The sequence below is a fragment of the Streptomyces sp. JH34 genome (assembly GCF_029428875.1).
GTDB lineage: Bacteria > Actinomycetota > Actinomycetes > Streptomycetales > Streptomycetaceae > Streptomyces.
In genome coordinates, this window is record NZ_JAJSOO010000001.1 from 4,134,935 (window position 1) to 4,152,093 (window position 17,159).

16 protein-coding genes are annotated in these 17,159 nt (G+C 72.2%); 6 read left to right on the forward strand and 10 right to left on the reverse strand.

Annotation, left to right across the window (positions count from 1 at the left end):
* The first annotated feature begins 47 nt into the window (after positions 1-47).
* Positions 48-668, forward strand: a complete 621-nt coding sequence (locus tag LWJ43_RS18470) for a TetR/AcrR family transcriptional regulator (protein ID WP_277335925.1) — start codon at positions 48-50, stop codon at positions 666-668.
* Positions 669-701: 33 nt separating this feature from the next.
* Here the strand turns inward: LWJ43_RS18470 and LWJ43_RS18475 are convergent, their stop codons facing one another.
* The gene (locus tag LWJ43_RS18475) at positions 702-1,553 is read right to left on the reverse strand and encodes a MaoC family dehydratase (protein ID WP_277333338.1); all 852 of its coding nucleotides are present in this window, start codon (positions 1,551-1,553) and stop codon (positions 702-704) included.
* A gap of 2 nt (positions 1,554-1,555) precedes the next feature.
* Entirely contained in the window at positions 1,556-2,878 is a 1,323-nt protein-coding gene (locus LWJ43_RS18480) for a 3-oxoacyl-ACP reductase (RefSeq protein ID WP_277333339.1), read from the reverse strand.
* A gap of 74 nt (positions 2,879-2,952) precedes the next feature.
* Between LWJ43_RS18480 and LWJ43_RS18485 the strand changes: the two genes are divergently transcribed.
* The 4 genes from LWJ43_RS18485 (at position 2,953) to LWJ43_RS18500 (ending at position 8,878) form a co-directional block, all read left to right on the forward strand.
* Positions 2,953-4,230, forward strand: coding sequence for an acetyl-CoA C-acetyltransferase (locus tag LWJ43_RS18485; protein WP_277333340.1), 1,278 nt, complete (start codon positions 2,953-2,955; stop codon positions 4,228-4,230).
* Between the two features lie 116 nt (positions 4,231-4,346).
* Positions 4,347-6,287 carry an AMP-dependent synthetase/ligase gene (locus LWJ43_RS18490; protein ID WP_277333341.1) on the forward strand — a complete coding sequence of 647 codons (1,941 nt, stop codon included), beginning with the start codon at positions 4,347-4,349 and terminating at the stop codon, positions 6,285-6,287.
* A gap of 125 nt (positions 6,288-6,412) precedes the next feature.
* The gene (locus LWJ43_RS18495) at positions 6,413-7,258 is read left to right on the forward strand and encodes an LLM class F420-dependent oxidoreductase (protein ID WP_277333342.1); all 846 of its coding nucleotides are present in this window, start codon (positions 6,413-6,415) and stop codon (positions 7,256-7,258) included.
* 135 nt (positions 7,259-7,393) lie between these two features.
* Entirely contained in the window at positions 7,394-8,878 is a 1,485-nt protein-coding gene (locus tag LWJ43_RS18500) for a peptidoglycan D,D-transpeptidase FtsI family protein (RefSeq protein ID WP_277333343.1), read from the forward strand.
* A 58-nt stretch (positions 8,879-8,936) separates the two neighbouring features.
* Here the strand turns inward: LWJ43_RS18500 and LWJ43_RS18505 are convergent, their stop codons facing one another.
* Both LWJ43_RS18505 and LWJ43_RS18510 read right to left on the reverse strand, forming a co-directional pair.
* Positions 8,937-10,097 (reverse strand): hypothetical protein, encoded by a 1,161-nt coding sequence (locus LWJ43_RS18505; RefSeq protein WP_277333344.1) that lies wholly within the window; start codon positions 10,095-10,097, stop codon positions 8,937-8,939.
* Positions 10,098-10,149: 52 nt separating this feature from the next.
* On the reverse strand, positions 10,150-10,482 hold the full coding sequence (locus LWJ43_RS18510; protein WP_277336073.1) for an aromatic-ring hydroxylase C-terminal domain-containing protein: 333 nt from the start codon (positions 10,480-10,482) through the stop codon (positions 10,150-10,152).
* Here LWJ43_RS18510 and LWJ43_RS18515 point away from each other — a divergent pair.
* Positions 10,414-10,800, forward strand: a complete 387-nt coding sequence (locus LWJ43_RS18515) for a TetR/AcrR family transcriptional regulator C-terminal domain-containing protein (RefSeq protein ID WP_277333345.1) — start codon at positions 10,414-10,416, stop codon at positions 10,798-10,800. The two genes, LWJ43_RS18510 and LWJ43_RS18515, sit on opposite strands and share 69 nt — an antisense overlap.
* A gap of 100 nt (positions 10,801-10,900) precedes the next feature.
* On the opposite strand, the gene LWJ43_RS18520 is transcribed toward LWJ43_RS18515, so the two are convergent.
* Genes LWJ43_RS18520 through LWJ43_RS18545 form a run of 6 tightly spaced genes read right to left on the reverse strand, consistent with a single transcriptional unit; the run spans position 10,901 to position 16,988 of the window.
* On the reverse strand, positions 10,901-11,770 hold the full coding sequence (locus LWJ43_RS18520) for a phosphogluconate dehydrogenase C-terminal domain-containing protein (RefSeq protein WP_277333346.1): 870 nt from the start codon (positions 11,768-11,770) through the stop codon (positions 10,901-10,903).
* Positions 11,770-12,567, reverse strand: a complete 798-nt coding sequence (locus LWJ43_RS18525) for a sugar phosphate isomerase/epimerase family protein (protein WP_277333347.1) — start codon at positions 12,565-12,567, stop codon at positions 11,770-11,772. Before LWJ43_RS18525 ends, LWJ43_RS18520 begins: the two co-directional genes overlap by 1 nt.
* Positions 12,552-13,373, reverse strand: a complete 822-nt coding sequence (locus LWJ43_RS18530) for a triose-phosphate isomerase family protein (protein ID WP_277333348.1) — start codon at positions 13,371-13,373, stop codon at positions 12,552-12,554. Before LWJ43_RS18530 ends, LWJ43_RS18525 begins: the two co-directional genes overlap by 16 nt.
* Positions 13,373-13,891, reverse strand: a complete 519-nt coding sequence (locus LWJ43_RS18535; protein WP_277333349.1) for a ribose-5-phosphate isomerase — start codon at positions 13,889-13,891, stop codon at positions 13,373-13,375. The genes LWJ43_RS18530 and LWJ43_RS18535 overlap by 1 nt, the downstream gene beginning before the upstream one ends.
* Positions 13,891-15,627, reverse strand: coding sequence for a dihydroxyacetone kinase family protein (locus tag LWJ43_RS18540; protein WP_277333350.1), 1,737 nt, complete (start codon positions 15,625-15,627; stop codon positions 13,891-13,893). Before LWJ43_RS18540 ends, LWJ43_RS18535 begins: the two co-directional genes overlap by 1 nt.
* Complete coding sequence (locus LWJ43_RS18545) at positions 15,627-16,988, reverse strand: MFS transporter (protein ID WP_277333351.1); 1,362 nt, start codon at positions 16,986-16,988, stop codon at positions 15,627-15,629. The genes LWJ43_RS18540 and LWJ43_RS18545 overlap by 1 nt, the downstream gene beginning before the upstream one ends.
* Positions 16,989-17,159 lie beyond the last annotated feature (171 nt).

Sequence of the window (17,159 nt, forward strand, 5' to 3'; positions counted from 1 at the left end):
TGGGGGCGGGAGGGATGTCTGACGTGAGTGCAGTGAAGAGCAAACGGATGCCGCGCGCGGTGCGTGAGCAGCAGATGATGGACGCGGCCGTGCGGACGTTCGCGCAGCGTGGTTACCGGGCCGCTTCGATGGACGAGATCGCCGAACTGGCCGGTGTCTCCAAGCCCTTGGTGTACCTGTATCTGAATTCCAAGGAGGAGCTCTTCACCGCCTGCATCCGCCGTGAGTCGAAAGCGCTGGTGGAAGCCGTGCAGGCGGCGGTGGAGCCGGGGATTCCGGCCGACCGGCAACTGTGGTCCGGGCTGCGGGCGTTCTTCACGCACACGGCGGAGAACCCGGACGGCTGGGCGGTGCTGCACCAGCAGGCCAGCTCGCACGGGGAGCCGTTCGTCGGCGAGGTGGGGGCGCTGCGCGAGGAGATCGTTGCGTTCGTGACGGGTCTGATCGGTGCGGCGGCGCGTGAGGCGCACCGTGATCGCGCGCTGCCCGACCGGGATGTGGCGGGCCTGGCACAGGCGCTGGTGGGGGCGGCGGAGGCGCTCGCCGGATGGGCGAACGTCACTCCCGGCGTCTCGGCCAAGGAGGCCGCCACCACCTTGATGAACTTCTCCTGGGCGGGGCTGGAGAACCTCATGCACGGGCGCGGCTGGCAGTCCCGGGGGGAGTAGAGGGTTCGTCCCTCCCGGGCCGCGCCGGAGCGTTCATCCCTCCCGGGTCACGCTGCCGGTGAGGTGGACGCGGCTGCCGGCCCGCACCTGGAAGTCGGAGCCGTCGGCGGCGTAGGTGACGGTGGAGGGCAGCGGGACGGGGGCCCTGAAGTCCGCCCGCACGGTGCGGATACGGCCCGGTCCGCCCGCTCCGGTCCCGCTCCCGGCCTCCGCCAGGCAGCGCGCGACGGTCCACATGCCGTGCGCGATGTGCCGGGGGAAGCCGAAGAGGCGTGCCGTCACGGGGTGCAGGTGGATGGGGTTACGGTCGCCCGAGGCGGCCCCGTACCGGCGGCCCAGGTCGGCGGGCAGCCGCCACTCGGCCACGGCGGGCAGTTCTCCGGGAGCCGGCGAGGGTCCGGTCGCCGCGCCGGCGGTCGCGGTAGCGGTCGCGGTCGCGTGCCGCGACAGGTAGCCGCTGCGGGACTCCCAGACGAGATCGCCCGCGAGCCGCGCCTCGGTCACCATCGTGACCTCGGTGCCACGGCGGTGGGGCGTCAGACCGTCCGCGTACACGGTGAGTTCGAGCTCGTCCGTGGGGTGCAGGGCCCGGTGTGCGGTGATCTCGATCCAGGTGTGCACCAGTCCCAGGACCGGCAGCGGGAAGTCGCGGGCCGTCATCAGCCGCATCGCGGCCGGGAAGCCCAGCACGTGCGGGTAGGTGGGCGGCAGCGGGCCCGACTCGGCGAAGCCGCAGACCCTGCTGTACGCGGCGAGCGGGCCGGGGGCGACGCGTCCGGGTGGGAGCACCTCGCGGCCGGCGGGCAGCGCGGCGTCGGGCCGCCCCGCCCGCTTGAACGGGGAGGTGACGGCTCCGCGGACGAGGGACAGACTCAGGCCGGTCATGGTCAGGCCCCCAGCAGGCTCTGGCCGCAGACCCGCACGACCTGCCCGTTGACGGCGCCGGAGGCGGGCTGGGCGAACCAGGCGGTGGTCTCGGCGACGTCGACCGGGAGCCCGCCCTGCGAAAGCGAGTTCATCCGGCGTCCGGCCTCCCGGATGAAGAGGGGGACGGCCGCCGTCATCTTCGTCTCGATGAAGCCGGGCGCGACGGCGTTGACGGTGACGCCGTGGTCCGCCGCGGCGCGCGGTGCCAGGGACCGGACCAGGCCGATGATGCCGGCCTTGCTGGCCGCGTAGTTGGTCTGGCCGTTGTTGCCCGCGATCCCGGCGATGGACGCGGTGGCGACGATCCGGCCGCCGCGGTTGACCGTGCCCGTCTCCAGGAGCGCGTCCGTCGTGCGCAGGACGCTGTCCAGGTTGACGTCGATGACCGAGGCCCAGCGGTCGGCCGGCATGTTGGCGAGCCGGCGGTCGCGGGTGATGCCGGCGTTGTGGACGAGGACGTCCAGGCCGTCGGGGACGGCCGCGGCGATCAGGCCGGCGGCGTCGGGTGCGGTGATGTCCAACGGCAGGGCGGTGGCGCCCAGGCGGTCGGCGGTGCGCACGAGTTCCTCCTGGGCCTGCGGGACGTCCAGGCAGATCACCCGGGCGCCGTCCCGGGCGAGGACGGAGGCGACGGACGCCCCGATGCCGCGTGCCGCGCCGGTGACCAGTGCGGTGCGCCCGTACAGGGGTGCCGCCCAGTCGGCGACCTCGCCGGGCGCGTCGGCGGTGAGCTGGACGACCTGGCCGCTGACGTAGGCGGAGCGGGGGGACAGCAGGAAGCGGAGCGTGGACTCGGCCGAGGCGGCGTCCGCCCCGGGGGCGAGCCGCAGCAGCTGCGCGGTGGCTCCCCGGCCGATCTCCTTGCCGAGCGAGCGTACGAACCCTTCGAGTGCCTGCTGGGCCGCCGCCTGGTGGTGGTCGTCGGCGGACGGAGTGGTGCCGAGGACGACGACACGGCCACCGCCGGCGAGCGACCGTACGACGGGGTGGAGGGCGGCGTGCACGGCGGCGAGACCGGCGGCCGTGGTGATGCCGGTGGCGTCCAGGACGACGGCGGCGGGGCGTTCGGCCTGTGCGGTGACCTTCAGGCCGGTCGCGGCGAGCACCGGGCCGAGCGTGTCCGAGTGGGCGGAGTCACCTGCGGTGAGGTGGAGCAACGGCCCCTCGAGGGAGGGGGTTTCCAGTGTCCAGCGGCGGAGCGGCGCGGGCTGCGGCAGGCCGAGCCTGCGGGTCAGGAAGCGGCCGGGGGCGGTGCCGGTGAAGTGCAGATAGCGGTCGGCCATTGTCTGGACTCCTGCTCGGTCGTAGATTTACTCCAGAGTAAGGTTACTCAAGGGTCAGGAGTTGTCGAGATGAGTTGGTCGAGTTGATCCCCCTCGCACTTCCGCAGCCGCGCAGGGTCGCGGTCGTCGGCGGCAGTCGCATTCCGTTCGCCCGCTCCGACGGCCCGTACGCGCGGGCGTCCAACCAGGACATGCTCACCGCCGCACTGGACGGACTCGTCGAGCGCTTCGGCCTGCGAGGGCAGCAGGTCGGAGAGTTCGTGGCCGGCGCGGTCCTCAAGCACAGCCGGGACTTCAATCTGGCCCGCGAGACCGTCCTGGGCTCCGCCCTGGACCCGCGTACCCCCGCCTACGACATCCAGCAGGCGTGCGGCACCGGTCTGCAGGCCGTCGTCGCCGCGGCCAACAAGATCGCCCTCGGTGCGGTCGACTCCGCGATCGCGGGCGGCGCGGACACCACGAGCGACGCGCCCCTCGGAGTCAACGACAGACTCCGCAGGATCCTGCTGGAGGCCCGCCGCGCCCGGTCGACGGGTGCCCGGATCAAGGCGCTGGCCGCCGTACGCCCCAGCCACCTCGTCCCGGACATCCCGCGCAACGCCGAGCCCCGCACCGGCCTTTCGATGGGTGAGCACGCCGCGGTCACCGCCCGGAAGTGGGGAGTGGCCCGCGAGGACCAGGACCTGCTGGCGGCCACCAGCCACCAGCGTCTCGCCGCGGCCTACGAACGCGGCTTCCTCGACGACCTCGTCGTCCCGTACCTCGGCCTGGAACGCGACCAGAACCTGCGCCCCGGCTCCACGGTGGAGAAACTCGCCACGCTGAAGCCGGTGTTCGGCGCCGGCCACCCCGACGCCACGATGACCGCGGGCAACTCGACCCCGCTCACCGACGGCGCCGCCACCGTGCTCCTGGCGAGCGAGGAGTGGGCCGAGGCGCGCGGCTTGGAGCCGCTGGCCTACCTGTCGCTGTACGAGACGGCGGCCGTGGACTACGTGGACGGCGAGGACGGGCTGCTGATGGCCCCCGCCCACGCGGTGCCGCGCATGCTGGAGCGTGCCGGGCTGACGACCGCGGACTTCGACCTCTTCGAGATCCACGAGGCCTTCGCCTCCCAGGTCCTCGCGACCCTCGCCTCCTGGGAGGAGCAGGGCCTCGCCCCCGTCGACAGGGCCAGGCTGAACGTGGCCGGATCGTCCCTCGCCACCGGGCACCCCTTCGCCGCGACGGGCGCGCGGATCGTGGCGACCCTGGCCAAGCTCCTCGCGGAGCGGGACGCCCCCGGCCGCGGCCTGATCTCGGTCTGCGCCGCGGGCGGCCAGGGGGTGACCGCCATCCTGGAACGCCCCTGACCCCTGCCGGCCTCCGGCCGCATCCGCACGTGAACGAACCCGCGCACCCAGCAGCCGCCCCGGCGCCGGGCCCCAGGGACGGGCCCGGCGCAGGACCCCATGTCGAGGAGCCGCTCGTGTCCACGCCCGCCGCCGAATCCGCCGCGCCCGCCGTTCCCGTCCTGGTCGAGCCGACCATGGTCAGGGGGGCCGACGGGACCGTACGCGAAGTCTCCGTGCCACCGCTCGCACCCGTCGTGCGCAGCGGCTCGCTCGCCGAGATCCCCTTCGACAACGCCCGGGAGGCTCCGTCCGAGGCGGTCCTCAGCCGTAAGCAGGCGGACGGCACCTGGCAGGACGTGACCGCCGCCGAATTCGCCGCGGAGGTCCAGGCCGTCGCCAAGGGCCTGATCGCGGAAGGACTCGGGATCGGTGACCGGATCGCGATCATGGCCCGTACGACCTACGAGTGGACGCTGCTCGACTTCGCCTCCTGGGCCGCCGGGCTGGTCACCGTGCCCGTCTATCCCACGTCCTCGGCCTTCCAGACGCGCTGGATCCTCCAGGACTCAGGGGCCGTCGCCTGCGCGGTGGAGACGAAGGAGCAGGGCCGGCTGGTCAGCCAGGAGCGGCAGCAGCTCGGTGACCTCACCCATCTCTGGCAGTTCGACACCGGTGCCATGGGCCGGCTGAAGACGCTCGGCAAGGACATACCGGACGCGGTCGTCGCCGCCCGCCGGGCCGCCCTCGAACCCGGCAGCCCCGCCACCCTCATCTACACCTCGGGCACCACGGGCCGGCCCAAGGGCTGCGCCCTGACCCACGGCAACTTCTTCGCCGAGGTCGACAACGCGATCGAGCTGCTCCACCCCGTCTTCAAGTCGGTGTCGAAGTACCCGGCGTCCACCCTGCTCTTCCTCCCGCTCTCCCATGTCTTCGGCCGGATGGTGGCGATCGGCTGCATGCGCGCCCGGGTCCGGCTCGGGCACGCGCCGTCGATCCGGACCGAGGACCTGCTCGATGACCTGGCGGGCTTCAAGCCGTCGTTCCTGCTGGCCATCCCGTACGTCCTGGAGAAGGTCTACAACACCGGCCGGGCCACGGCCGAGAAGATGGGCCGTGCCTCGTCCTTCGACCGTGCGGCCCGCATCGCCCAGCGCTACGGGGAGGCCGTCGAGGCCGCGGAACACGGCACGGGCCCCGGCCCCGGCCTCGGGCTCCGCGCCGCCCGTGCCCTCTACGACCCGCTGGTCTACCGGCGCATCCGTGCCGCGCTGGGCGGCCAGGTCCGGTACGCGATCTGCGGGGGCTCCCCGCTGGGGCACCGCCTCGCCGCGTTCTACGCGGGGGCGGGCATCCAGATCTTCGAGGGCTACGGCCTGACCGAGACCACGGCCGCCGCCACGGTCACCCCGCCCCTCAAGCCCCGCCTCGGCACGGTCGGCTGGCCGCTGCCCGGCACCGCGGTGCGGATCGCGGACGACGGGGAGGTCCTGCTCAGTGGCGGCCAGGTGTTCCGGGGTTACTGGGACACCGAGCGCGGCGAGGCCGCACCGGACGTCGAGGGCGGCTGGTTCCCGACGGGCGACCTGGGAGCCCTGGACGAGGACGGCTACCTCACGATCACGGGCCGCAAGAAGGACATCATCATCACGTCCGGCGGCAAGAACGTCACGCCCGCCCCGCTCGAGGACTGGCTGCGCGCCCACCCGCTGGTCAGCCAGTGCATGGTGGTCGGGGACAACCGGTCGTTCATCAGCGCGCTGATCACCCTGGAGCCGGACGGCCTCACCCACTGGCGCCGGATGCGGAAGAAGGAGGACGTCCCCCTGCGTGAGCTCGTCCACGACGAGGAGCTGCGCGGCGCGCTGCAGCGCGCGGTCGACGAGGCCAACCGGCTGGTCTCCCGCGCCGAGTCCATCCGCAAGTTCACGATCCTGCCGACGGACTTCACCGAGGAGAGCGGACACCTCACCCCGTCGCTGAAGCTGAAGCGGGACGCGATCACGCGGGACTTCGACGCGGAGATCGAGGAGCTGTACCGCAAGCAGTCCGGGGCGCCGGGGGCGAGGAGCTGACCGTCCGAGGTGGGCCCGGTCGTGGCCGCGGCCACGACCGGGCACCGGTCTTCGCGCGCCGGGCACGGCCGCGCGCTCCACCGCATACCGTGGACCCGTCACGGACGACGACCGAGGAGCCCCGCATGCGGATCGCCACAACGATCTTCCTCACCGACGAGACGATCACACCGGTCCGGGTCGCGCGCGAGCTGGAGCAGCGCGGATTCGCCGGGCTCTACCTGCCCGAGCACACCCACATCCCCGTCAGCCGGGACACCCCGTACCCCGCGGGCGGCGAGCTGCCGCCCGAGTACGGCCGCACACTCGACCCCTTCGTCGCCCTCGGGCAGGCCGCGGCCGTCACCGAGCGGCTGGCCCTCGGTACCGGCATCACACTGATCGCCCAGCACGACCCCATCGACCTGGCGAAGCAGGCCGCCACGCTCGACCACCTCTCCGGCGGCCGGTTCACGCTCGGCATCGGTTACGGGTGGAACGTCGAGGAGGCCGCCGACCACGGTGTGGAGTGGTCGACCCGGCGTGCGCTCGGCAGCGAACGGCTGGCCCTGATGCGCGCCCTGTGGGCGGAGGAACCGACCTCGTACGAGGGGGAGTTCGGATCGGTCCGGGCGAGCCACGCCTATCCGAAGCCGGTGCGGAAGCCGCGCGGACCGGTGAGCGGCCCGCGCACCCTGATCGGCGGGGCGGCGGGCCCGAAGCTCTTCGAGCGGATCGCGCGGGAGGCGGACGGCTGGCTGCCGATCGGCGGGCGCGGCCTGTCGGAGTCCGTGCCGAAGCTGCGCAAGGCGTGGGAGGAGGCGGGGCGCGACCCGGAGCACCTCCAGGTGGTGCCGTACGCCGTCCGGCCCGCGCCGGGGAAGCTGGAGTACTACGCGGACCTCGGCGTCGAGGAGGTCGTCCTGCAGCTTCCCCCGGCCGAGGAGGCGGAGGTCCTGCGCGCGCTGGACGCGTATGCGGCGTATCTGTGAGCACACGGTGGCTGGTTACCGGCGGCCGTGATCCTCCGGTGCAACCACCGACGCTAAAATCGCATCTATCACCTCCGGACATCGATGGTGCGGCCCGTGTGCGTGTGTGCTCGGCTGCCTGGGAGCGGGAGCACGATGAACAGGCCGTTGCGGCACATAGCCATCTTCTGTGGGCTGTTGATGCTGGCTCTACTGATACGCACCAACTGGCTCCAGTACGCCAAGAGCGAGGAGCTGGCAACCCACGAGCACAACCGCCGGGTCAAGATCACCCAGTTCGCCACCCCGCGCGGCGACATCATCGTGGGCGGCGAGGCGGTCACCGGGTCGAAGGTGGTCGAGGGGACCGACTTCAAGTACCAGCGCACCTTCAAGCAGGGGCCGATGTACGCCCCCGTCACCGGCTACGCCTCACAGGCCCAGGGCATGTCCCTCCTGGAGAAGACGTACGACAGCATCCTCAGCGGCCAGGACGAGCGCTTCGCCTTCCGCCACGCGAAGGACATCCTCACCGGTAAGCAGCGGCGTGGTGGCGATGTGGTCACCACCATCGTCCCGAAGGCGCAGAAGGCTGCCTACAAGGGGCTGAGCGACCTCGACGCGCGGGGTGCGGTCGTCGCCCTCGAACCGTCGACCGGCAAGGTCCTCGCCATGGTCTCGACCCCCTCGTACGACCCCTCGGTCTTCGCCGGCAACTCCTTCAAGGAGGGCGACAAGTTCCAGGCCCTCATCGACGACAAGGGCAAGCCGCTGGCCAACCGCCCGCTGCGCGAGACCTTCCCGCCCGGCTCGACCTTCAAGATCCTGACGGCGGCCGCGGCCCTGGAGCACGGGGTGATCGACGACGTCGACGCGCCGACTGACGCCGTCTCCCCGTACCCGCTGCCGCTGTCGAGTAGGACGATCAGCAGTGAGGCCGGCGACGCGACGTGCAACAAGGCGTCGATGAAGACGGCCATGCAGTACTCCTGCAACAACGTCTTCCTGGACGCCGCTCTGAAGGTGGGCGACCAGGGGATGCGTGAGACGGCCGAGAAGTTCGGCTTCAACGAGGACGTCTACTCCGACGCCTTCGGCGACATGCTCGCCACGAAGAGCCTCTATCCCGAAAAGCTCGACAAGCCCGGTACCGCCCTCACCGGCATGGGCCAGGGCAGCCTCACGAGCACCCCGATGCAGATGGCGATGGTCACGGCGGCCCTCGCCAACAACGGCAAGCTGATGCAGCCCTACATCGTGGAGGAGCTGAGGGGGCCCGACCTCTCGACCCTGGAGGAGCACGAGCCGCAGCTCAAGAGCGAGGCGGTCTCGGAGGAGACCGCCAAGAAGATCCAGGAGATGATGGAGTTCACCGCCAAGGAGGGCAGCGCGAAGCGCGCCCTGATCGACGGTGTGACGGTGGGCGGCAAGACGGGTACGGCCCAGCGCGGTAACGACGTGACGAAGGAAGTCCCGTACGGCTGGTTCGTCTCGTACGGCAAGAAGGCCGACGGCCAGTCGGTGGCGGTCGCGGTGTTCATCGACCCGACCGCGATGGACATCTCCCGCTCGGACATCTCCGGCGGTGGCCTCGGCGGTCCGATCGCCAGGAACGTGATGAAGGCGGTGCTCGGGAAGTAGAGGTCCCGGAACCGTCCCCCGACCGCCCGCCCGGCGCATCGCCGGGCGGGCGGTCGTGTCATACGGCGGCGGGGTGTTCCGGAACCGGGGGCGGTGCCACGGAGGTGCCGGCGTCCTGCACGCGGCCGCCCGCCCACCGCAGGGTCAGGGCCGCGACGACACCTGCCACCGAGCCGACGAACAGGGCGGCGGGGACGCCGGTACCGAGGGCCGACATCACGTGCACCGGTCCGTAGAGCATGGCCAGGCCCGTCGAGTCCAGCACGATCCGCAGCAGCTGGCCCGCCAGCAGCCCGATGACGGTCGCGCAGACCGCCCCGGCCGCCGTCGCCGTCACCGTGGCACGGGTCAGCAGGCCGGGGAGCCATCGCAGCGCGCACCACACCACGACGAGCAGCAGCCCGTCGGCGGCGCGGTACAGCAGCCAGTCACCGACCGGCGTGCCCGCGGGACCGGCCCAGCCGCCGAGCAGCAGCCACTGGCGCAGGAAGTCGCCGGGTTCGGAGAGCAGGCCCCCCGACGGGGAGACGGTCTGGATGCGCGCGGCGACCGGCTGGTACGAGAGGACGACCAGGGACACCGCCACGACCAGGGTCCCCATGGTGGCCGCCACCCGGGCGGCGCGCGCCGGGACGACCGCCCGGGGCAGGTCGCCGGCGCCCTTGGCGGTGATCCGGGCGGTCAGCACGGTCACCACCGCGGCGACCGCCGCGAGGAACACGAGGATCTGCCGTCCGGCGGACATCATGCCCGCCAGCTGCGGCAGGAAGCGGTAACTGCCGTGCCCCTGCGAGGCGATCACCCACGGAGCCGAGACGGTGACCGCCAGGGTCCCGGCCACGACGCCCCAGGCCCACACCGCCGCCAGCGTGGCCGGCAGCCGGCGGTTCACCGGAGGCAGCCTGCGGACGAGGAGCAGTGCCCCCGGGACGAAGAACACGAAGACCGCGGCGAACCGGATCTGCATCGCGGTCCCGTGCAGGGCGGGGTAACGGGAGCCGGCCCCGCCCTGCGCCACGGTGCCCAGCCGGACCGATTCCGGTGGATCGTACGACCAGGGGTTGAGCCAGTACTCCAGGTCGGCGACCGCCTTGCCGCCGAGCACCCGGGCCGTGCCCTGGAGGTGCAGCGCGTCCACGCTCGCCCCCGCCCAGAACAGGAGCGCCGTGAGAAGCAGCCCTCCGGCCAGGGCCGGTACCGCCGCGCGTCCGTAACTCATGTGCTGTCCCCCGCTTGCCCGTTCACCCGTGGTCCCCCTGACCGGAGGGAGGTTACGGGCTGGTGATCACGCCTGGATCACGGTCCGGGTCGTCGGCCGCCCACGCGACGTGCCCGTCCGGGCGGATGAGCGCGGCGTGCACGGTGGACCAGGCGGGGCGGGTGCCGGGCCGGGACGCGGCTCGGGTGATGACTCCGGGCGTCGGCGCGGGGGTGCCGGCGAAGCCGAGGCGGACGTACCGGCCGGGGCGGAGGGCGGTGAACAGGTCGGTCCCGTCCGCGAGTTCGAGGTTGGGCGCACGGCGGCCCGTCAGGGGGTGCCCGAGCCGTGGGAGCCGCGCGTCCGCGAGCTGTTCCACCGCTATCGCCGGGCCCTGCTCGCTCACCGGGACGGGGCCAGGATCGTGGCCGGCACGTACGCCGCCGAGCCCGCCACGCTCCGCTTCGCCGAGCTGGTGGTCGAGGCGCTGCCGGCCGGCGGACTGCGGGACCGGGAGGCGGTCTGGACGGCCTGGGCCCTGGTCTACTTCACCCTCGGGCTGGCGCAGGAGGAGCAGGCGCTTCCGGACGCGAGGGGCGCGGCGTTCGCCCGGCGGCTGGGGGAAGGGCAGTACCCGTCACTGTCCCGGGCCGCCGAGCACTTCGAGGACGCCTCCTTCGACGAACGCTTCGACTACGGGATCTCCCGCATCCTCGGGGTGTGAGGCGGGAGGACGTGCGAAGGGCCGGGCCCTCCACCCCTGATGGAGAGCCCGGCCCGGTTCCGCAGGGACCTGAGCGGTGGCGCCGGTGGTCAGGACCGGGTCAGCGCTTGATCTCCTTGATCTTGAGCATCCGCGTGATGACCTTGTCGAGCTCGTCGTCCTTGAAGACGTTCTTCCAGTCGTCGCGGACGATCGACTCGCGCCCGTAGTCCATCGCGATCAGGCACGCGTCGGAGAACGGGTTGGAGCCCTTGAGGGTGTTGGCCAGCGCGACCTGTGTGTGGCCGAGGAGCATGGCGCGGGCGGCCTTCTCGGGGACGCCCACGGTGTGGACGGTCTCGTGGAGGGCCTCGGTCAGCAGGGCGCCGACCATGCAGGCGATCGTCTCGACGAGCGTCGGCTCCAGGACAGCGAGCTGCTTGACGGTCACCCAGTGCACCTCGACGACCGGGGCGTACATGGTGGAGATGACGGCCTCGGCGAGCTCCTGGGCGGCCGGGTCGGCGGCCTCGGCGGCGGGCTCGAAGGAGGCGACGACCTCCTGCGGGGCGGCGATGCCGCCGAAGGTGTCCGCCCACTCCTCCTTCGTCGTGCGCTCCAGGAACACCGACGGGTGGCAGGGGTGCGCCACGGCGTTGTGCACGTCCGCGCGGCGGGTCAGCAGACCGGCGTACGCGGCGGCCGGGTCCAGGGTCAGCAGGATCGCGCCGGGCTTCATGACCGGGACGAGCTGCTCGGAGACGGTGCCGAGGACGACGTCCGGGACGGCGAGGATCACGACGTCGGCCTGCGCGGCGGCGTCGGCGCCGTCCGTCAGCTCGCGGCCCAGCTCACGGACGAGCTCCTGGCCCTTGGGGGAGTTCTCGGCGAAGAGGGTGGTGAAGTCGCTCTTCACCAGGTTGTCGGAGACGCGCCGGCCCATCTTGCCTGCGGCCCCGATGACGGCGACGGTCCTGGATCCGGTGGCCATTACTTGCTCCTCAGAAGGGTGTTGATGCTGTGCCGGGTCCACTGGTCCTCCAGGCGGGCGGTCTCCTCGAAATCGCCCTGCCAGGGGAGCCAGTGCTCCACGATCTGGTTGATGCCCCGCTCGTCCGGCCGGACCGTTGCGGTCATGTGGCCGTAGTCGAGGAGGCCCTCGCCGAGAGGGCAGCCGGCGAAGGTGAAGCCGACCCAGCCGTCACGGCGGGAGAACGAGAAGTCCTTGACGTGGATGTTCACCACGTGGGGGGCGGTGGCCTCGACGACGTCCACCGGGCGTTCCAGCCGGGCGACGCTGTTGCCCGGGTCGAGGACGACACCCAGGTGCGGGCTGTCCACGCCCCGCACGACGGCCAGCAGGTCGTCGGTGGAGACCTGTTCGTAGGTCTCCAGGCCGAGGGTGACACCCGCCGCCGCGTAGGCGGGGACCGCCTCGCGCAGGAGCGCGGTGGCCTCCGCGACGGTCGGCCGGTGGTCCGCGGTGTTCAGCATCGAGCGCACCAGGGTGACCCCCAGGCGCCGCGCGATGCGGAGGTGGGCGGCGAGGTGCTCGGTGCGTACGCCCCTGGTGCCCAGCTCCAGCGTGATGCCGTGCCCGGCCGCCGTGGTGCGCAGGGCGTCAAGCTGCTCGTCGTCGTACGTCTCGATCGGCGGGTAGTCGCAGATCTGGAAGACCTCGCCGCCCATCTCCCGGGTCTGCGCGAGCATCTCGTCGAGGGTGAGGGGGCGGGGGGCCCGGTCGGAGACGCGCCAGAAGAAGGCGTAGGTGCTCAGGCCGTAGGACATGCGAGGGTCCCTTCCAGCGTCTCGTCGAGGATGCGTCCCACCGCTGCCGGGTCGTGTGCGAAGCGGCCGAGGAACAGCCCGTCGACACCCGTGCCCAGCTCGGTGAGCAGTCCGGGGCCCGCGCTTCCGCCGTAGATCACGCGGCTGCCGGCCAGGGCGGGCTGGGTGGCGAGCCAGGCGTTGAGGGCCTCGCAGACCGCGCGGATGTGGTCGGGGGAGGCGGGCCGGGGTGCTCCGATGGCCCACTGCGGTTCGTACGCGAGGACGACCGGGGCGAGGGGGCCCTCCTGGGACGCCGTGGCCAGGATGCGTTCGGCCTCGACGACCGTGCGGGCGGCCGCCTCGGAGGGGGCGACCTGGTCGAGTTCGCCGACGCAGAGCACCGGGGTCAGCCCGTTGCGCAGGGCCGCGGCCGTCTTGGCGGCGACGACCGTGTCGCCCTCGCCGAAGAGCCGGCGGCGCTCCGCGTGGCCGACCTCGGCGTAGCGGGCACCGATCTCGTGCAGGTGGGCGCCGCTGACCTCGCCGGTGTACGGACCGCGGTCCTCGGTCGCCAGGTCCTGCGCCCCGGTGCGCACCTCCGTACCGGCCAGGATCCCGGTGACCGGGACGAGCGCGGGGAAGGCGGGCAGCACGAACAGCTCGGCCGTGCCGCCGGTGACGGCGGGGTGCCGGGCGGCGAGGGACGCGATGCTGCGGGCCCAGTTGAGGGTCTCGTGGTGGCCGAAGTACATCTTCAGGCTCACCCCGATCGTGACCCGGGGGTGGTGCGCGGCGTTCGGCGCGGTGTTCTGCGCGGCGGGCATCAGGCTGCGGCTTCCTGCTGGTTCTCGTGGTCGTTCTTGTTCTCGTAGTCGTCCATCAGCGCGACCTTGGCGGCGGACGCCGACGCCTCGTCGAAGCGGTACGTCAGCCACTCGGAGGCCAGTCGGCGGGCGAGCTCCAGTCCGACGACGCGCTGGCCGAAGGTGAGGACCTGGGCGTTGTTGGAGAGGACCGCGCGCTCGACGGAGAAGGAGTCGTGGGCGGTGACGGCCCGGATCCCCTTGACCTTGTTCGCGGCGATGGCCACCCCGAGGCCCGTGCCGCAGACCAGCAGGGCGCGGTCGGCCTCGCCCCGGGCGATCATCTCGGCGGCGGCGATGGCGACCTTCGGGTAGGCGGTGTGCCCGTCCGCGTCGACCCCCACATCGGTGACGGTGGCGACGAGACCGCTGGCCTCCAGGTCCTTCCTGAGGGCTTCCTTGTAGGCGTGGCCGGCGTCGTCGGAGCCGACGACGACGCGGAGCTTCTCGGACGGCTTCTCGGACGGCTTGTCGGACATCAGTGGTTCTCCAGGGTCGGTGCGAACACGCCGTGCACGGCACGGACGATCAGGGCGAGCGAGTGGGCTCCGGCGTCCGGGGTGCCGAGGCTCTTCTCGGCGTGCGGGCGGGCGCGGCCCATCCGGGGGAGCAGGTCGGCGGTGGCCTCGGCGGCGGCGGACGCGGAGTGCGCGGCCGCGTCCCAGGCGGTGGCCAGGGGCTGTCCGGCCCGGGTGGCGGCGGTGAGCGCGTAGGAGAAGGGGACGAGGACGTCGACCATCGTCTTGTCGCCGACCTCCGCCTTGCCCAGCGCCATCACGCCCGCCGACGCCTGCGCGACGCCGGAGGCGACCTCGGCGGCCGTGGGCCGTGCGGTGTCGCCGAGCGCGGTGCCGACGGCCCGGAGGATGACGCCCCACAGGGCGCCTGAGGTGCCACCGGCCCGGTCGGCCCAGGCGTCTGCGGCCCAGTGCAGAAGCGTTTCTGCGCCGGCGCCGAGGGCTTCGGCACGTACCGCCGCCTCGTAGGCGCCGGTGGAGCCGCGCTGCATGCCGATGCCGTGGTCGCCGTCACCGGCGACCGCGTCGATCCGGCCGAGCTCCTCGGCGTGGACGTCGACGGTGTCCTTGAGGACGCGGAGGGCGGCGAGGGCCGTGCGGGCCGCCTCGCGGGAGTCGTCGGTGGCGGGCGGGACGGTGTCCTCGGCCGTCTCCGCGGACACGTCCGGGACGAAGGGGTCCGCCGCTTCGACGGTGCCCTTGCGGTAGGCGGGGGCGTCGGCCGGGGCCGTCCACAGCGGCTCCAGCTCGTCGCTGAGCCAGCACAGGGTCAGCGAGACCCCGGCCATGTCGAAGCTGGTGACGAGCTCGCCGACCTCGGGGTCCACGGCCTCGACGCCGGCCTCGGCGAGGAGCTGGGCGACCCGGCGGTAGACGACGAACAGCTCCTCGTACTTCACCGAGCCGAGGCCGTTGAGGATCACCGCGGCCCGCTGACCCTTCGGCGAACCGACGCCCTCGGGGAGTTCACCGAGGACGGTGGAGACCAGGAGTTCGGCGGCCTCGTCGGCGGTCGGCACGGGCCGCTCGCCCATGCCGGGCTCACCGTGGATGCCGAGGCCGACGGCCATGCGGCCCTCGGGCACCGTGAAGAGCGGGTGGTCGGCGCCCGGCAGCGTGCAGCCGGAGAACGCGACACCGAAGGAGCGGGTGCGGGCGTTCGCCAGCTCCGCGATCCGGGTCACTTCGTCCAGCGGCTGCCCGGCCTCGGCCGCCGCCGCGGCCGTCTTGAAGACGACCAGGTCCCCGGCGACACCGCGTCGCTTGTGGGCCTCGGCGGGCGAGGCGCTGGACATGTCGTCCGTGACGCCGAGCGTGCGGGTGGGTATGCCCTCGGCGGTCAGCCGCTCGGCGGCCTGGCCGAAGTGCAGGACGTCACCGGCGTAGTTCCCGTAGGCGAGGAGGACCCCGCCGCCGGTCTCGGCGGCCCGGGCGACCTGGCGCACCTGGTGGGCGGAGGGCGAGGCGAAGACGTTGCCGACCGCCGCGCCGTGCGCGAGGCCCTGGCCGACCAGCCCGGAGAAGGCCGGGTAGTGCCCGGAGCCTCCGCCCACCACCACGGCGACCTGGCCGGGGGCGGTGCGGGTGGCCCGGACCACCCCGCCGGGGACCTGGCGGACCCTGCGCGGGTGGGCGGCGACGAAGCCTTCGAGCGCCTCGTCGGCGAAGGCGGCGGGGTCGTTGGACAGGCGGGTCATCAGCGAACCTCTGCGAGGGGGCGGCCGTGGTGCGCGCCGTGGTCCTCGGACCGCTTGGCGAGCCACAGCATCAGCGCGGCGGACATGAGCATGAAAGCCCCGACGAGGAACAGCGGCAGGTGGTAGGCACCGCTGAAGTCCTTCAGCCAGCCGGTCACGTATCCGGCGGCGAAGCCGGCCACGTTGCCCGCGGTGTTGATCAGGGCGATACCGGCGGCGGCTGCCGCGCCGGTCAGGAACTGCGAGGGGACGGACCAGAAGACCGGCAGTGCCGCGAAGATCGCACAGGCGGTGACGGTGATGACCGCGACCGTGGCGGCCGGTGAACCCATGTAGAGGGCGAGGGGGATGGAGACCCCGCCGACGACCGCCGGTCCCGCGATGTGCCAGGTGTGGACACCGTGCCGGGTGGCGTGACGGGACCAGAAGTAGAGGACGATCGCGGCCGGGAGGTACGGAATGGCCGTGATCAGTGCCTTGTCCATCACGCTGAACGTCGTGCCGAACTGCTCCTGGAAGCCGTTGATGATCGTCGGCAGGAAGAAGGCGAGGGCGTACAGGCCGTAGATGAAGCCGAAGTAGATGAGGGCGAGGGTCCAGACGCGGCCGTTGGTGAAGGCCGCCTTCAGGGCCTCCTTGCCGTGGCCGGTCCTGTCGTCCGCGCCGGTCTTGCCGGCGTTCTCGGCGGCGAGCTCCGCGGTCAGCCATTCCTTCTCGTCGCGGGTCAGCCACTTCGCGTCGGCCGGCTTGTCGATCAGGTAGAACCAGGCGACGACACCCAGCAGGATCGCCGGGACGGACACCCCGAGGAACATGACGCGCCAGCCCTCGAGGCCGAAGACCCCGTGCTGGTTGATGAACCAGCCGGCCAGCGGGGCGCCGATGACGGTGGTCAGGGGCTGCGCCAGGTAGAAGAGGCCGAGCACCTTCGTACGGTGCCGGGAGGGCACCCACTGGCTCAGGAAGAGGATCGCGCCGGGGAAGAACCCGGCCTCGGCGACACCGAGCAGGAAGCGGAGCGTGTACAGCTGCTCGCTGTTCTGCACCCAGGTGAAGAGGAGGGCGACGACACCCCAGGACACCATGATCCGGGCCAGCCAGCGCCGGGCGCCGAACTTGTGCAGTGCCATGTTGCTGGGCACTTCGAGAATGATGTAACCGATGAAGAAGACGCCGGAGGCGAAGCCGAACTGCGCCGCGGTGAGGGCGAGGTCCTGCCCCATGCCGTTGGGTTCCGCGAAGGAGACGGCCGTCCGGTCCAGGTAGTTCACGAAGAACATCAGGGCCACGAAGGGGACGAGCCGGACCGAGACCTTCTTGATCGCTGATCTCTCGATCGCTGAATGCGCAGTGGCGCCCATGGAGACTCCTCGCTTGCGGACCGCTTTGTCCGGTTCTGTGTCTACTCCGGCAGGCGAAGGCGAACCGTGGAAGGTTGTGTTTCCGGCCGGTGAACAACTCCAAGCTAGCCCTGGATCCTAAATTGGTCACCAATTTACCAAAGTGACGTAGGTCGCTCCCCTGAGCTCTTC

Bases quoted from the DNA above. Each gene is read 5' to 3' on its own strand.
- LWJ43_RS18495 (WP_277333342.1), top strand. From the start codon at position 6,413: ATGCGGATCGCCACAACGATCTTCCTCACCGACGAGACGATCACACCG.
- LWJ43_RS18480 (WP_277333339.1), bottom strand. From the start codon at position 2,878: ATGGCCGACCGCTATCTGCACTTCACCGGCACCGCCCCCGGCCGCTTC.
- LWJ43_RS18520 (WP_277333346.1), bottom strand. From the start codon at position 11,770: ATGGCCACCGGATCCAGGACCGTCGCCGTCATCGGGGCCGCAGGCAAG.
- LWJ43_RS18535 (WP_277333349.1), bottom strand. From the start codon at position 13,891: ATGTCCGACAAGCCGTCCGAGAAGCCGTCCGAGAAGCTCCGCGTCGTC.
- LWJ43_RS18545 (WP_277333351.1), bottom strand. From the start codon at position 16,988: ATGGGCGCCACTGCGCATTCAGCGATCGAGAGATCAGCGATCAAGAAG.
- LWJ43_RS18475 (WP_277333338.1), bottom strand. From the start codon at position 1,553: ATGACCGGCCTGAGTCTGTCCCTCGTCCGCGGAGCCGTCACCTCCCCG.
- LWJ43_RS18525 (WP_277333347.1), bottom strand. From the start codon at position 12,567: ATGTCCTACGGCCTGAGCACCTACGCCTTCTTCTGGCGCGTCTCCGAC.
- LWJ43_RS18500 (WP_277333343.1), top strand. From the start codon at position 7,394: ATGAACAGGCCGTTGCGGCACATAGCCATCTTCTGTGGGCTGTTGATG.
- LWJ43_RS18540 (WP_277333350.1), bottom strand. From the start codon at position 15,627: ATGACCCGCCTGTCCAACGACCCCGCCGCCTTCGCCGACGAGGCGCTC.
- LWJ43_RS18470 (WP_277335925.1), top strand. From the start codon at position 48: ATGCCGCGCGCGGTGCGTGAGCAGCAGATGATGGACGCGGCCGTGCGG.
- LWJ43_RS18505 (WP_277333344.1), bottom strand. From the start codon at position 10,097: ATGAGTTACGGACGCGCGGCGGTACCGGCCCTGGCCGGAGGGCTGCTT.
- LWJ43_RS18530 (WP_277333348.1), bottom strand. From the start codon at position 13,373: ATGCCCGCCGCGCAGAACACCGCGCCGAACGCCGCGCACCACCCCCGG.